The following is a 15,303-nucleotide window of genomic DNA, read 5'->3' on the forward strand; positions in this document are numbered from 1 at the left end:
GGCGGTCGTTTCCTTGAGGTCGGGTGGCGGCCGGTCTCAGCTCTCGCCGGACGGCCGGGCGCCGCCCTGGACGTCCGCGTCGGTCTGGGCCTCCAGCAGTCCGCGGGTGTCCAGGCGGTAGAGCACCACGAGGGCGGGCCCCACGAGGACGACCGCGACGCCGGTGACGATCAGCAGCCAGTGCAACGAGGCCGGCGCTCCGGCGGCCTGCTGCACCGTGAGGGACGTCGGCACCAGGTAGGGCCGCTGGGCCGCTCCCCAGCCGGCGATCACCAGGGCCACGGCGGCCACCGAGGTGAAGCGGGCCCAGCCCGCGGCCCTTCCGGCGACCAGCCAGGCGGTGGCCGCCGCGGCGACCGCGGCGAGGACGACCAGCAGCAGCCCGAGGCCGTGGGTGAGCCGGTCGTACACGTACGACGTGTGGTCGCGGGTCTCGGCGAGTCCGATCAGGGCGAGGACGGCGACGACGGCGAGGCTGCACCAGGCGCGGCGCCGGAAGTACACGACCATGTCGGGGGCGTCGAAGCGGTGGGCGTCCGCGGTGAGGAAGACGGCTCCGAGGAACGCGGTGGCCGCGACGGCGAGGAGTCCGGCGACGACGGAGGTCGTGCCGGCCCAGACGTGCGCGGTGGCCGGGGTTCCGGGGGCGGCCCGGCCGGAGGCGACCCCGCCGACCGCCGCGCCCAGGAAGAACGGGGTGAGCAGGGAGGCGACGGCGAACACGGCCCCGAAGAAGCGGCGTTGGGCGAGCCGTCGGCTGGGCTTGCGCAGGGCGAACCCCGCTCCGCGCAGCACGAGGCCGACGGCGGCGAGGGCGAGGGGCAGCCACATCGCGCTGAACACCGCCTCGAAGAAGACCGGGAAGCCGGTCCACATGAGGACGAGGACGAAGATCAGCCAGACGTTGTTGACCTCCCAGACCGGCTCCATGGCGTGGTCGATCAGGTCGCGCGGCCGTCTCCCCCGCCGGGTGCCGCCCGCGGTCAGATCCCAGAACCCGGCGCCGTAGTCGACGCCGCCGCCGCAGGCGTAGGCCGCTGTCGCGAGGAGCAGGATCCAGGCGGCCACCGTTGCGGTCATCGGGTGTCTCCCGGCTCGGAGCGGGACTCCGGTGGACCGGCGCCCCCGGTGGCCTCGACCGTCTCCCGGCGGGGCCCGTACGGCGTGTCGAGTTCCGGGTCGTGCCCGTCCCCGCCGTCCGGCTCCGTGCCCGCGACCCGCCACCGCCGGCTCATCCGCAGGACGACTCCGAGGAACGCGCCGAACATGAGCACGTAGACGACCACCACGATCCCGAACATGATCCACAGGGAGGTGGCGGGGGTGGACGTCACCGCGTCCGAGACCCGCATGTGCTGGTAGACGATCCAGGGCTGGCGGCCCACCTCGGTGGTGATCCATCCGCACTCGACGGTCACGACGCTGGCCACGCCCGCGAGTGCCGCGCAGCGGAAGAACCAGACGGAGCGGGGCAGGTCGCGGCGGCGGAACCAGCACCAGCCGTACCAGAGCGCGAGGAGGATCAGCACGCTGCCGATGCCGGCCATGATGTCGAACGTCCAGTGCACGATGGTGGCCTGGGTGGGGGTGGGGCGGTCCGCCGCGGGCACGGACGTCAGCCCGTTGACCTTGGTGCCGGGGCTTCCGCCCGCCAGGATCGAGTCCAGCTGCGGGACCTTGATGCCCCCGGTGACGCTGCCGTCGGGGTGCAACCGGCCGAAGAGGTACTCGGGGACGTGGGTGTCCGTCTTCCAGACCAGCTCCGCGGCGGCGAACTTCACCGGCTGCTTCTGGTAGACCTGCCGGGTGATGTTGTCGCCGAGGAAGAACTGCACCGGGGTGAGGATCGCCGCGACGGTGAACGGCACGCAGAACCCGAGCCGGTGGTACCGGTCCCGGCGCCCCCGCAGCCACCCGACCGCGTACACGCCGGCCACCACATAGCCCGCCGTCAGGAACATCGCGACGACGAAGTGCCAGTACTGGGGGCCGAACATCGGGGTGAACACGGCCGAACGGATGTCGACGTCGGTCGGCCTGCCCTGGGAGTCGAGCCGGAAGCCCTGCGGGGTGTTCATCCACGCGTTCGCGCCGATGATGCCGAAGGCCCCGAGCAGCGCGGCGAACGGCAGCGGGGTGGCGAGCCAGAAGTGGGGCCATGGCCTCAGACGCCGCCAGCCGTAGAGGTAGACGGCGATGAGGACGGCCTCCAGGAAGAACGCCCAGGCCTCCACCCCGAATCCGAGGCCGAAGACGTCACCCCAGGTGCCCATCATCTTCGGCCACAGCAGCCCGAACTCGAACGACAGCACGGTGCCGGTGACGATGCCGACGGCGAACTGCACGGCCATGACGGCGGACCAGCGCCGGGCGAGCAGGAGCGCGACCGGGTCCTTCCTGCGCAGCGCCCGGTGGTGCATCACGAGCGTGATGAACGGCAGGGCCACACCGAGCGGCACGAGGATGATGTGGGTGGCCAGGGTGAAGGCCATCAGCTCGCGCGCGGGGAGCATCTGCGCGGGAGCGTCGGCCAGGAGGGTCAATGCCTTGTTCATGCTGGCCTATCGGCTGGTGACGACGGTGGGAGGTGCCGGGCCGCCGTCTCAGCCGCCGGTGGCGAAGCCGGGGAAGAGCGTCATCCCGCCGTCCACGAACAGGGTGGTGCCGACGACGTAGTCCATGAGGTCGGAGGCCAGTACCGTCACCGCCGTGGCGATGTCCTCGGGCTCACCGACCCGCCGGTAGGGGATCAGCCGGAGGAGTTCCTGCTCGGCCTCGGGGGTGTCCCAGGCGCTGCGGTTGATCGGGGTCTTGATGGCGCCGGGCGCGACCGCGTTGACGCGGATGCCCTGGGGGCCGAGTTCCTGGGCGAGGGTCTGCATCAGCATCAGGACACCGCCCTTGGAGGCGGCGTAGTTCAGGTGGCCGGACCACGGGATGAGCTGGTGCACCGAGCTCATGCATACGATCTTCCCGGCGGAGCGGGAGACGTCCGGCACGACACCGCGCCGCAGGAACTCCTTGGCGGCCTCCCTGGCGCACAGGAACTGGCCGGTGAGGTTCACGTCGATGACCTTGCGCCACTGCGCCATGGTCATCTCCGTGACCGGGGCGTCCCGTTGCAGTCCGGCGTTGGCGACGAGGAGGTCGATGGTGCCGAACTCCTCCAGCATGCGCGCGAACATGCCGACGACCTGGCCCTCGTCGGAGACGTCCGCCTCGTGCGCGAAGGCCCGTACGCCGAAGGCCTGGATCTGCCGGACGACGTCCTCGGCCGCGTCCTGTCCGGACACGTAGTTGACGACCACGTCGGCGCCCGCGCGGCCCAGCGCGATCGCGGTGGCCAGTCCGATGCCGGAGTTCGCCCCGGTCACCAGGGCCTTCTGGCCCCGCAGGAGCGGCAACGCCGCCAGCTGCCGACCGCTGTCCACACCTGAGGTCACTGCCGTCTCCCGTTCGTCGGTTCGCCGTGGCAGGGAACCACTCCGCAGGGGGGCCGGGGAGGGCGGACTCGCCCGGCTCGGCCGTTGGGGGTAACGGGGTCCCTCCGGCGGAGCAACGGCGCGCCATCGCGGGTCACCGCCCGCCGGGAGCGGAACACGCCCCGACCGCCCGAGGTGACCGACGTGTCGGTCCTGCCGCGACCGCCGGCCCGGACGCGCTTCAAGAAGTGAACCGCGGGCCACGACCACACCGTGCGCGACGGACGAATACCCGTTGAACCGGGTCGAGTTGGCCGAACCTCGACCCTCGCACTCCTTCAACTCCTCGTGCAGTCCTTCAATTTCGAACGGTTCTTTGTTTCATCTCTTGACGCCTCTGGTGCAGACCTTTAGGTTCACCGATCACCACAACTCCATGAATGCAGTTGCTGTTCATGGACATGAACGCCCCCCACCATCAGCCATCTGCGAAGGGCTGTGAATCCCCCAGATGATCCATTCATCCCTCGCGCGCTCCACCGCGCTCCGTATCACCCTCTCCACCGCCGCGCTCACCCTCTCCGTCGGCGCCCTGAGCGCCACTCCGGCGGCGGCCGCCACCGGCACGATCACCGGGCTCGGCGGCAAGTGTCTCGACGTCGCCTCCGCGAGCTCGGCGAACGGCACCGCCGTCCAGCTCTACGACTGCAACGGAACCGCCGCCCAGCAGTGGACGGTCGGCTCGGACGGCACGGTCCGCGCGCTCGGCAAGTGCCTCGACATCACCGGCAACTCGACGGCCAACGGCGCACGCCTCCAGCTGTGGGACTGCGGCGGCGGCGCGAACCAGAAGTGGACGGTCACCACCGCCCACGACCTCGTCAATCCGCAGTCGAACAAGTGCGCAGACGTCACCGGCAACACCTCGGCCAACGCGACCCCGGTCCAGATATGGACGTGCACGGGCGCCGCCAACCAGAAGTGGACCGCGCCCGGCGGCGGCGGCACCGCACCGAGCGCGCCGATGGCCGTCGCCCCGTACCTGTACAACGGCTGGGGCAGCCCGCCGAACCCGGCGACGGTGATGAACGCGACCGGCGTGAAGTGGTTCACCCTGGCCTTCGTGCTCAGCAACGGCTACTGCAATCCGCAGTGGGACGGCAGCCGCGCGCTGACCGGCGGTGTCGACCAGCAGACCGTCAACACCGTCCGCGCGAACGGCGGCGACATCATCCCGTCGTTCGGCGGCTACAGCGGCAACAAACTGGAAAGCTCCTGCTCCAGCGCGGGCGAACTCGCCGGCGCCTACCAGAAGGTCATCAACGCCTACGGGCTCAAGGCCATCGACATCGACATCGAGGCCGACGCCTACAGCAACGGAACCGTCCAGCAGCGCACGGTCGACGCCCTCAAGACGGTGAAGGCCAACAACCCCGGCCTGAAGGTGTACGTCACCATCGGCACGGGCACGAGCGGCCCCGACACCAGTCTCATCAACCGGGCCGCGAACTCCGGTCTGAGTGTGGACAGTTGGACCATCATGCCGTTCGACTTCGGCGGCGCCGGCCAGAACATGGGAACGCTCACCACCCGGGCCGCCGAGGGCCTGAAGACCGCGCTCAAGAACGCCTACGGCTACAGCGACGACCAGGCGTACCGGGACATGGGCATCTCCTCCATGAACGGGATCACCGACCAGAACGAGACGGTGACGGTCGCCGACTTCCAGACGATCCTCGGCTACGCGCAGCAGCACCATCTGGCGCGCCTGACCTTCTGGTCGGTCAACCGGGACCGCCCCTGCACGAGCGGGGTCGCCGACAGCTGCTCCGGCGTGGGCCAGTCGGACTGGGACTACACCCGCGTCCTCGCGAAGTACACCGGCTGACCTTCGTCACACCCCCCACCAGCGCAGGAGTGCTCCCATGTCCCGTTCCACCCTGTCCAGAAACAGAAGAACGTCCGGCCGGCACCGGATACCGAGACTGCTCACGGTGACCGCCCTCGTGGCGACGACCCTGTCGGGTCTGTCCGTCGCCGCGCAGGGCGACGCGGTGGCCGCCACCGGCGCGGCCGCCGCCCTGCCGACCGGCTGGGCCACCGTCGTCAACGCGGGCAGCGGCAAGTGCGTCGACGCCCGTGCCGCCGGTACGGCCGACGGAACGGCCGTCCAGCAGTACGCGTGCAACAGCAGCCAGGCGCAGCAGTGGCGCCTCACGGCCACCTCGGGCGGCTACTACCGGGTCGACAACCGCGCCGACGCGACCAAGGCCTGGGACGTCACCGGTGTCTCGGCCGCGGACGCCGCACCGGTCCAGCTGTGGACCTACGGCGGCGGCGCCAACCAGCAGTGGCAGGCCGTGGCGGAGTCCGGCGGCGCCTACCACTTCGTGAACCGCAACAGCGGCAAGTGCCTCGACGTGCCGAGCGCGTCGACGGCCGACAGCGTGCAGTTCCAGCAGTACACGTGCAACGGCTCGGCGGCGCAGTCCTTCTCCGTCAACCCCGTCGACGTCCAACAGCCGCCCGGCACACCGGACCTCGGTCCGAACGTCACCGTCTTCGACCCGTCGACGCCCGCGGCCACCATCCAGAGCAGCCTCGACGCGGCGTTCCAGCAGCAGCAGACCAATCAGTTCGGCACCGCGCGCAAGGCCTTCCTCTTCAAGCCCGGCAGCTACGACGCCAACGCCAACGTCGGCTTCTACACCCAGGTGGCAGGTCTCGGGCTGTCCCCCGACGACGTCACGATCCGGGGCGCGGTGCACGCCGAGGCCGACTGGTTCCAGGGCAACGCGACCCAGAACTTCTGGCGTTCGGCGGAGAACCTGTCGGTGACCCCGACCTCGGGTTCCGACCGGTGGGCGGTGTCGCAGGCGGCGCCGTACCGGCGGATGCACCTGCGGGGCAACCTCGCCCTCGACGACGGCGGCTGGTCCAGCGGCGGCTACATGGCCGACACCCGGATCGACGGCCAGGTCAACTCCGGCTCGCAGCAGCAGTGGCTGTCGCGGAACACCGAGTGGTCCAACTGGACCGGCTCGAACTGGAACATGGTGTTCGTCGGCGCGAAGAACGCTCCCGCGAACAGCTTCCCCAGCCCGCCGTACACCACGGTGAACCAGACTCCCGTCTCCCGCGAGAAGCCGTTCCTGTACGTCGACTCCGCGGGCGCCTGGAAGGTGTTCGTGCCCGGCGTCCGCACCAACTCGACCGGGGTCTCGTGGGGTTCGGGGACACCGGCCGGCACGTCCCTGCCGCTCTCGGACTTCTTCGTCGTGAAGCCGGGCGCGACGGCCGCGCAGCTGAACGACGCGCTGGCACAGGGCAAGAACCTGCTGGTCACCCCCGGCGTCTACCACCTCGACCAGACGCTCAAGGTCACCCGGCCCGACACCGTGGTGCTGGGCCTCGGCCTCGCCACCCTCATCCCCGACAACGGCGTCACCGCCATGACGGTCGCCGACGTGGACGGCGTCCAGCTCGCCGGACTGCTGATCGACGCCGGCACCACCAACTCCGCGCAGCTGCTGGAGATGGGGCCGAGCGGCTCTTCCGCGGACCACGCCGGCGACCCCAGTTCGCTGCACGACGTGTTCTTCCGCATCGGCGGCGCGGGCGTGGGGAAGGCCACCACCAGCCTGACGATCAACAGCGACGACGTCATCGGCGACCACCTGTGGCTGTGGCGCGCGGACCACGGCAGCGGAGTCGGCTGGACCAGCAACACGGCCGACACCGGGCTCGTCGTGAACGGCGACGACGTGACCATGTACGGCCTGTTCGTCGAGCACTACCAGAAGTACCAGACCGTCTGGAACGGCAACGGCGGGCGCACGTACTTCTACCAGAACGAGATGCCGTACGACCCGCCCAACCAGGCCGCCTGGATGAACGGTTCGACGCAGGGCTACGCCGCCTACAAGGTCGCGCCGTCCGTGACGAGCCATCAGGTGTACGGGTTCGGCAGCTACTGCTACTTCAACGTCAACTCGTCCGTCGCCGCCGAGCACGCCATCGAGGCGCCGAACAACGCCAACGTGCGCTTCAAGGACATGGTGACGGTCTCGCTGGGCGGCACCGGCACCATCCGGCACGTGGTCAACGACCGGGGCGGGCCCTCCAACTCCTCGACCAACGTCGCCAACCTCGTCAGCTACCCCTGACCCCTCCGGGAAGGACCGTCCGATGCACATCAGCAGATCCGGTCCGGCACGCGGAATCCTCGGATTCCTCGTCCTGCTGGCGACCCTGCTCGGCCTGGCATCACCGCCGGCCGCGCACGCGAACACCACGGCGGCGCCCTTCAAGGTGCTCGCCCTCTACAACGGCACCTGGGACGCGGCCCACATCAGCTTCGTCCACGAGGCCAACGACTGGTTCCCGAAGCAGGCCGCGGCGAACGGCTTCACCTACACGGCCAGCAACAACTGGGACCTGCTCAGCAACGGGGGCGTGAACGCCTACCAGGTCGTGCTGTTCCTCGACGACCTGCCGCAGACCGCGGCCCAACGCTCCGGTTTCGAGCAGTACATGCGCGGTGGCGGTGCCTGGATGGGCTTCCACGTCTCGGCCTTCACCACCGACGCGCAGAGCTGGCCGTGGTACCACAACCAGTTCCTCGGCACCGGCAACTTCCGGTCCAACACCTGGGGCCCGACCACGGCCGTGCTCAAGGTGGAGGACCGGACGCACCCGTCCACCGTGAACCTTCCGGCGACCTTCACCTCGTCGGTCAGCGAGTGGTACAGCTGGTCCAACGACCTGCGGCAGAACCCGGACATCCGCATCCTCGCCTCGATCGACCCGAGCAGCTTCCCGCTGGGCACGGACCCGAACCAGACCTGGAACAGCGGCTACTACCCGATCCTGTGGACCAACACGAAGTACAAGATGCTGTACGCCAACTTCGGCCACAACGCGATGGACTACGCGACGAACACCACCCTGTCGTCGACCTTCGCGAGCTCGACCCAGAACCGGTTCCTGCTGGACGGGCTGAAGTGGCTCGGCGGAGCGGGCGGGTCGGTGCCGCCGGCCGGTCCGATCTCCGAGACCGCCTGGTACTCCCTGGCCAACGCGGGCAACGGCGCCTGCGTGGACGCCCGGGCGGCCGCCACGGCCAACGGGACCGCGATCCAGCAGTACGCCTGCAACGGCACGCAGGCGCAGCAGTTCCAGTTCCGTTCGACGGACAGCGGGTACACCCGCATCACGATCCGTCCGAATCCGCAGCAGGTCGTCGACGTGACCGACCGGTCGACGGCCGACAACGCGGCGCTCCAGCTGTGGAGTTGGTCGAGCGGGCAGAACCAGCAGTGGCAGCCGGTGCAGGAGAGCGGTGGCCGCTATCACTTCACCGCCCGGCACAGCGGCAAGTGTCTGACCGCCGCGGGTCCGGCGACGAACAGTGTGCAGCTGACCCAGCGTGCCTGTGACGGCTCGGCGGCGCAGAGTTTCGCCCTCACCGCACAGCCCTGACCGGCCCGGGTCCCAGGGGTGCCCCCGTCGCGTGCGCGCGGCGGGGGCACCCGTGCGCCGTCGGTCAGCGCGCCAGCCGGGCCAGTTCGGTCCCGGCGAGCAGGAAGGCGCCGACGCCGAAGTCCGCGGTGCTGCCGTACGTGACGGGCTGACTGGACTCCGGGCGGTCGCCGACGCCCTGCACGTAGCCGAGGAAGCCGTCGGAGTGCACGGCGGTGGCCACCAGGCCGTTCCAGGCACGGGCGGCGACCGGGAGGTGGACCGAGCGGTCGACCAGACCGGCGGCGACCGCGTACGCGGTGCCGTACAGGAAGAAGGACGTGCCGCTGGTCTCGGGGCCGGGCAGATGGGCCGGGTCGGCGAGGTCGACGTTCCAGAAGCCGTCGGCGCGCTGCACCCCGGCGACGGCCCGCACCAGACGGGTGAGCGTGTCGCGGTACTCGGCGGTGTGTGCCTCGGTGGCGGGCAGCGCCTTCAGCGTCTTCACGTGGCCGCCGGCCACCCAGCCGTTGCCGCGGGACCAGACGACGGGCCTGCCCGAGGGGGAGACGATGCCGCCGGGCAGGAACCGTTTGTCGCGGTACCAGAGGCCGCTCGTGGCGTCGTACAGACCGGGGCCGCCCTCGGCCCGTTTGGTGTGGCCGTACAGGGAGTACAGCTTCTGCCAGTACGCCGGGTCCGCGCGCAGGGCGCCGAGGCGGGCGAAGGGCGGCATGGCCATGTGCAGGGCGTCGTCCCACCACCAGTCGTCGTTCTTGTCCGGCTGGTCCTCGTGGACCATCCGGTGCAACGACGTCTCGATCGCGGTGAGTTTCCGCTCCTCGGGCTCGCGCTCGTAGAGGTCGAGGTAGGCCTGCCCGGCGCAGTGGTTGTCGGCATGGCGGGTGGTCACGCCGCCGCTGAGGCCGTACGCGTGCTTCTCCGCCCAGTTCCGGGCGTAGGTGAGGTAGCGGGAGCTGCCCGTCAGCCCCTGGAGGGCGAGCAGTCCGCTGAAGAAGGTGGCGTTGGCCCAGCCGTTGTCGCCGGGGTCCGGGTGGGCGCCGATCCACTGGTCGGCCACACGGCGCAGGACGGCGGTGATCGCGGCCCGTGACGGCAGGGCCGGTGCGGCGGCCCGTGGGGAGGCCTGAGCGGTGCCCGAGAGGGTGGGGAGGAGAGCCGCGGAGGCCGTGAGAGCGGCCGCGCCGGAGAGCAGGCGTCGTCTGTCCATGTGAACAACTCCTACGGATGGGGACTCCCATCCTCAACTCCCGCCACAGCGACTGTCCATGACCGCGCGTCAACTTGTCGCGAAGTGGAGGTTGTTCAGAGTGGTGGACGCGGTTCGCTGCCGGGAATCGGATTCCCCGTGCGGTCCACGCGGAATTCCCGGCATGCGCGACCGGTCACAGCACGGCGGGCGGTGCCCCTCCTGGGGGCACCGCCCGTATCGCCGCCGCGGGACGGCGGCCCGAGGCCGCCGAGTCGCGTCACACCTTGCGCCACCGCGCCATCGCGAACGAGAACACGCCGAACAGGATCAGGCCCACGGCGACGAGCGCCAGCAGCCACGGACCCATCGGGGTACCCGCGAAGGAACGGAGCGTGTCGTCCATCCCCTTGGCCTTGTCGGGCTCGTAGTCGATCGCGGCCCGTACGGCGAACACACCGGCCGCGGCGAACACGGCGCCGCGCGCCGTTCCGCCTCCCACACCCGTCACGTCGACGACCTGGCGGACCCGCTTCGACATCTCGCCGAGCTTCAGGTGCTTGTGGTACTTGCGCATGATGGCCCGCACCGCGATCCACACGCCGGCCGCGACGAGTCCCACGCCCACGGCGCCGACGATCCACTGGCCGCCGGGTATGCCGAGCGCCTTGGCCGTCACGTCGCGGGACTTCTTGTCACCGGCTCCGCTGCCGCGCGAACCGGCGGCGAAGGAGAGCACGGAGTAGGCGACGAATCCGTAGAAGACACATCGTCCGGCCGCCATCAGGCGCTTGGCCGGCTTGCCGCCGTCCTCGCCGGCGGAGCCGAACACCGCTTCGGACAGCCGCCACAGCGCCATGCCGACGACGCCGATGCCGAGCGCCCACAACAGGACGGCGCCGAAGGGCTTGGAGGCGATCTCCTGCAGGGCACCGCCGCGGTCCGCCTGCTGCCCGCTGCCGCCGAAGGCGATGCGCAGGGCGAGGACGCCGACCAGGGCGTAGATCACGCCGCGGGCGGTCAGTCCCGCCCGGGCCGCGCCTTCGCGTGCCGTTCCGGTGGCCGCCCGGCGGGCGCCGACCTGGCCCTCGCGGGCCACCGCTCCGGCGTTCACGCGGACACCGCCTCGTGCGTCGCGCTCGTGTCCAGCAGCACCATCATCACACCCTCCATGTCACCGGTCGCCGCGCCCGACTCCTGCGGGGCGAAGGCGGCACCGGGGGCTTCCCGCTGACGTCGCGTCGCGAGCAGACCTCCCCGTGCCTCCACGGTCGGTTGCCCCGAAAGTTGCCCGGCAGACGCCGATTTCCGTCCGGGATCACCGCCGGGCTGAAACCGTCGGTCCACGTCGGCGCGGTGACGGACGTGGCCCGAGCGATCCGGTGACCGGCTGTGCCGCCGGGCCGCCGAGACCCGGCGCAGGCCCCGTTCGCAGCGCCGCCCGCCCAGGTCAACACGGTCCGTGGGCTATGTTGAGGTCTCGTGGGAGACGAAGGAGGCGCACCGGTGCCATCGCCGCAGCAGGCACGCGCACAGGCATCCGCGATCACCTCGGGCCGCACGGCACCCGAGGCGGGCGCGGCTCCCATGTCCCAGCTCAGGGAGCTGTTCGACGGTCCCCGGCTCTCTCCGGGCCAGCGCAGGATCGCCCAGTACCTGATCGAGCACATCACCGAGGCGGCGTTCCTCTCGATCACCGATCTCGCCGAGCGGGTGGGTGTCAGCCAGCCTTCGGTGACCCGTTTCGCGGCGGCGGTGGGCTTCAGCGGTTACCCGGCGCTACGGGAGCGGCTCCAGGCGATCGCGCTCAGCGCCCTGGGCAGCACACCGGGTACACCGGCCGAGGTCACCAGCAACGAGCTGCAGGCCGCAGTGGACGCCGAGATCGAGAACCTGGAGAACCTGCGGCGGGACTTCGCCGACCCCGACGAGGTGATCCGCGTCGGCCGGGCCCTGTCGGAGTCCACCCCCCTGACGGTCCTCGGACTGCGCATCTCCGTGTCCCTCGCCGAGTACTTCACGTACGCCGCCCGTCGTATCCATCCGGACGTCCGGATGGTGACGCGCGGTGGCTCGGTCGCCTACGACGCGCTGCTCCAGTCGCGGGAGGCCGGCGGCACCTGGGTGCTGGCCTTCGGGATGCCCCGGCACGCGCACGAGACGCTCACGGCCATGCGGGTCGCGCGCAGCGCCGGTCTCCAGGTGGCGCTGATCACCGATCTGGGGCTCGGTCCGCTGGCGGACGAGGCGGACGTCACCTTCGCCACCGGGACCGGTTCCCGGCTCGTCTTCGACTCCTACGCGGCGCCCGTGGTGCTGTCGGCGGCCCTGCTGCAGGCCATGACCGACGCCGATCCGGAGCGGACCCAGGGGCGCCTCGAGGAGTACGAGCAGGTCGCCGAGCAGCACCAGTTCTTCCTGAAGGACTGACCGCACCGGCCGTCGGCCGCCCTCCCCGTACCGGCTGTCACCACGGCATCACGGGATCAATCACATCAAAGCGCGCATGAATGTTTTCATGTCCTTGCGCATCTGGCGGTATATATAAATACTTCTTGCGGATCGCGACCCGGAGGCCTCCAGGTCACGACCCTGACCACCCGGGGCCGTCCGCTCCTACCCGCAACGGGTCCCGGGTGATCGAGCGGGACTCGCCTCGGCGAGACCCGTGGTGGCGGCCCCGGTCATCCCCTATGCCGGGGCCGCCCCAGAGTCCCCCGCCGACGTAACCCGGAAGCGATGAACATGGCCCTGACGTATTCCCCGATCACCTCGGACTGGCCGTGCCAGGTCAAGACACCCGGCAGTTTCGACTGGGAGCGATCGGCGGTGAAATGGCTGCGCGAGCTGGTGCCGAGCCGCTATGCGAGCTATCCCGTGCTGCACAAGCACCCCGTGCTGCTCGCCCGCCACGCACAGCTCCAGGTGCAGCAGGAGATACGGGTCGCCCGCACCGCCCTGCAGACCGCCCGTTCCGAGCTGCCCGGCCTCGGCCTGCACGAGGGCGTCATCGAGCACACCATCAAGCTCTACGCCGCCGAGCTGATGCAGCTCCAGCACATCGCCCGGAGCATCCGCACGGTGTCCCAGGCCCTGGTGGACCACCCCCACCCGCGGCACTGAGCCCTCGGCGAGAAGCGGGAGCGTCGTACGGATGGCCGAACCGGGTGCGATAGCCGGGGCGCGAGCGGGCACACGGAAGGCAGTCACATCCCGACGAGAGCCCTGGACGGACGCATGGATACGACCTCATGGACCGTGGTCATCATCGTCGCGGTCCTCGCGGCCGCCCTGCTCGGCGTCGCCCTGGTCCTGCTCGGCCGCCTCGTGCGCACCCGGCGCGATCTGCGGCGGGCCGGACTGCCCACGGGATCCAAGTGGGTCTTCTGGGGCGCCGTCCTCTACCTGGTGCTGCCGACGGACCTCGTACCCGACCCCGTCTATCTGGACGACATCGGTGTCATGCTGCTGGCCCTGCGCTCGATGCGCTCGGCCGCCGCGCCCGCCGACCCTCTCGCCGAGCGCGGGAACCCGAAGGATCGGGCGGTCCGTTGAGCGTCTGACGGCCCGTGCCGCGCCTCCTCCCGGCGTGCGGCGCGGATCATCCGACCGACGGGCGGTGGCATGAGCGAGCTGGTTCCCGGGGGCAACACCCCTCTGCCGGGCGGTGCCCTGACCCTCAGGGTGCCGGGTCCCTTCGACGTGTCCGCGCTCGTCACGGACACCGACGGCCAGGTGCGCGGCGACGGGGACTTCGTGTTCTACAACCAGACGTCGGCGCCCGGTGTCCGGCTCGACGGCGACCGCCTCACCGTGGACCCGGCGCGGCTGCGGCCGGGAGCGGACCGTGTCACCGTCGTCGTCAGCCCCGCCGATCCCGGGACGCCCCTCGGACGTCTGCCCTCCCCCGCCCTCCTGGTCAGCGCGCCGGACGGCCGCACGATCGCCCGATTCACCCCGCCCCGGCCCCAGGCGGAGACGGTCCTGCTGCTCGCCGAGCTGTACCGACGCGGCACGGCATGGAAGCTCCGCGCCCTCGGCCAGGGGTACGCGGACGGACTCGCCGGTGTGGCACGGGACTTCGGCATCGAAGTGACCGAGGACACCGGCTCCGTGCCCTCCGGCGCACCGCCGAGCCCTTCGCCGGCCACGCGACCGCACCCGGGGCAGGGGGTGGCTCCGGTCGTCCGGACCCCGACGCTGCTGGACCTCGGACCGATCGGCGCGGGCGCCGGTTTCGGCCCGACGTCCGGTGACGGCACGGGCACGCACGGATTCCTCGAGGCCGCGAACTCCGCGCGTGCGGCGGCCGGTTCCCCGCCCGTCGCCCTCGACGCCCGGCTCATGACGGCGGCGCGGGCCCATGCCGCCGGTATGGCGGCCGGAGGCCTGCTCAGCGCGGAGAGCCCGGACGGGGTCTCCGTCTACCAGCGCGTCGTCTCGTCCGGGTACGCCTATCTGACCATCGGCGAGCACTTGGTCTCCGGGCCACGCACCCCGCGCGAGTTCGTGGAGTACTGCCTGTCCTCGGAGCGGTCCCGGAGCACCGTGTGCGACCCCGGATTCGAGCAGGCCGGACTGGCCCAGGTCGCCGACGCCCGCTCCGGCGACCTGTACTGGACCGCCCTGTGGGCACGGCCGTTCAGCCCCGCGGGCCTGGAGCGCACGGCCCGGGAGGTCATCGCGCTCACCAACACCGAGCGCACCGCGCACGGGCTGCCACCCCTCGCCCCCGACTCCCCGCTCACGGCGGCGGCCCAGGGTCACAGCGCCGACATGGTGGCCCGCGACTTCTACGCGCACACCTCCCCGGAGGGCCGCAGGCCCTGGGACCGGGCCGCCGCCGCGGGCTCCGGGCGGCGCACCATAGGGGAGAACATCGCCTGCGGTCAGCGCTCCCCCGCCGAGGTGGTCCTCGGCTGGATGAACAGCCCCGGCCACCGCGCCAACATCCTCAAGCGCGACTTCACCCACATAGGCATCGGCCTCGCCGGCGGCGGCCGGGCGGGGACGTACTGGACACAGCTCTTCGGCGGCTGACCGGCCGTCAACCGGATCGCTCCCCGCACCACCCGGCGGACCATCAGCACGGCGCCCGGCACCGTCACCCCTCAGCCACCCGTCCCCGACGGCCGCTTTCCGCCAATCCACCGATTCCCGTCCACGGATTCCGGTTCACCGGCGGGCAATGCGACCCCCGCGCGTCTTCAG

Annotated in this window: 13 protein-coding genes; 7 read left to right on the forward strand and 6 right to left on the reverse strand. The window is 71.0% G+C overall.

Features of this window, described 5'->3' with window-relative positions; translation table 11 throughout:
* Positions 1-36 precede the first annotated feature (36 nt).
* Genes OG406_RS06255 through OG406_RS06265 form a run of 3 tightly spaced genes read right to left on the reverse strand, consistent with a single transcriptional unit; the run spans position 37 to position 3,443 of the window.
* Positions 37-1,080: a cytochrome d ubiquinol oxidase subunit II gene (locus OG406_RS06255; RefSeq protein WP_267049242.1), complete on the reverse strand. Its 1,044-nt coding sequence runs from the start codon at positions 1,078-1,080 to the stop codon at positions 37-39.
* Positions 1,077-2,555: a cytochrome ubiquinol oxidase subunit I gene (locus tag OG406_RS06260; protein ID WP_327408220.1), complete on the reverse strand. Its 1,479-nt coding sequence runs from the start codon at positions 2,553-2,555 to the stop codon at positions 1,077-1,079. The genes OG406_RS06255 and OG406_RS06260 overlap by 4 nt, the downstream gene beginning before the upstream one ends.
* Before the next feature lie 48 nt (positions 2,556-2,603).
* Entirely contained in the window at positions 2,604-3,443 is an 840-nt protein-coding gene (locus OG406_RS06265; RefSeq protein WP_266617947.1) for an SDR family oxidoreductase, read from the reverse strand.
* A 490-nt stretch (positions 3,444-3,933) separates the two neighbouring features.
* Between OG406_RS06265 and OG406_RS06270 the strand changes: the two genes are divergently transcribed.
* Genes OG406_RS06270 through OG406_RS06280 form a run of 3 tightly spaced genes read left to right on the forward strand, consistent with a single transcriptional unit; the run spans position 3,934 to position 8,903 of the window.
* Positions 3,934-5,310, forward strand: coding sequence for an RICIN domain-containing protein (locus OG406_RS06270; protein WP_164372181.1), 1,377 nt, complete (start codon positions 3,934-3,936; stop codon positions 5,308-5,310).
* A 37-nt stretch (positions 5,311-5,347) separates the two neighbouring features.
* Entirely contained in the window at positions 5,348-7,588 is a 2,241-nt protein-coding gene (locus OG406_RS06275; protein WP_266617944.1) for an RICIN domain-containing protein, read from the forward strand.
* A 22-nt stretch (positions 7,589-7,610) separates the two neighbouring features.
* The gene (locus tag OG406_RS06280) at positions 7,611-8,903 is read left to right on the forward strand and encodes a ThuA domain-containing protein (RefSeq protein WP_329184578.1); all 1,293 of its coding nucleotides are present in this window, start codon (positions 7,611-7,613) and stop codon (positions 8,901-8,903) included.
* 64 nt (positions 8,904-8,967) lie between these two features.
* Here OG406_RS06280 and OG406_RS06285 read toward each other — a convergent pair whose 3' ends face one another.
* From OG406_RS06285 to OG406_RS06295, 3 genes are all read right to left on the reverse strand, one after another.
* Complete coding sequence (locus OG406_RS06285; RefSeq protein WP_267049237.1) at positions 8,968-10,113, reverse strand: glycoside hydrolase family 88 protein; 1,146 nt, start codon at positions 10,111-10,113, stop codon at positions 8,968-8,970.
* A gap of 259 nt (positions 10,114-10,372) precedes the next feature.
* The gene (locus OG406_RS06290; RefSeq protein ID WP_164372177.1) at positions 10,373-11,206 is read right to left on the reverse strand and encodes a DUF1206 domain-containing protein; all 834 of its coding nucleotides are present in this window, start codon (positions 11,204-11,206) and stop codon (positions 10,373-10,375) included.
* Positions 11,203-11,361 (reverse strand): hypothetical protein, encoded by a 159-nt coding sequence (locus tag OG406_RS06295; protein ID WP_164372176.1) that lies wholly within the window; start codon positions 11,359-11,361, stop codon positions 11,203-11,205. Before OG406_RS06295 ends, OG406_RS06290 begins: the two co-directional genes overlap by 4 nt.
* A 237-nt stretch (positions 11,362-11,598) precedes the next feature.
* Between OG406_RS06295 and OG406_RS06300 the strand changes: the two genes are divergently transcribed.
* The 4 genes from OG406_RS06300 to OG406_RS06315 all read left to right on the forward strand — a co-directional run bounded on the left by OG406_RS06300 (position 11,599) and on the right by OG406_RS06315 (position 15,132).
* The gene (locus tag OG406_RS06300) at positions 11,599-12,522 is read left to right on the forward strand and encodes a MurR/RpiR family transcriptional regulator (protein ID WP_081220729.1); all 924 of its coding nucleotides are present in this window, start codon (positions 11,599-11,601) and stop codon (positions 12,520-12,522) included.
* Positions 12,523-12,831: 309 nt separating this feature from the next.
* Complete coding sequence (locus tag OG406_RS06305; RefSeq protein ID WP_081220728.1) at positions 12,832-13,215, forward strand: hypothetical protein; 384 nt, start codon at positions 12,832-12,834, stop codon at positions 13,213-13,215.
* 114 nt (positions 13,216-13,329) lie between these two features.
* A complete protein-coding gene (locus OG406_RS06310; RefSeq protein WP_081220727.1) occupies positions 13,330-13,647 on the forward strand; it encodes a YkvA family protein in 318 nt (105 codons plus the stop codon).
* Positions 13,648-13,716: 69 nt separating this feature from the next.
* The gene (locus tag OG406_RS06315; protein ID WP_329184583.1) at positions 13,717-15,132 is read left to right on the forward strand and encodes a CAP domain-containing protein; all 1,416 of its coding nucleotides are present in this window, start codon (positions 13,717-13,719) and stop codon (positions 15,130-15,132) included.
* Positions 15,133-15,303: the final 171 nt, after the last annotated feature.

The organism is Streptomyces sp. NBC_01428, assembly GCF_036231965.1.
Lineage (GTDB): Bacteria > Actinomycetota > Actinomycetes > Streptomycetales > Streptomycetaceae > Streptomyces.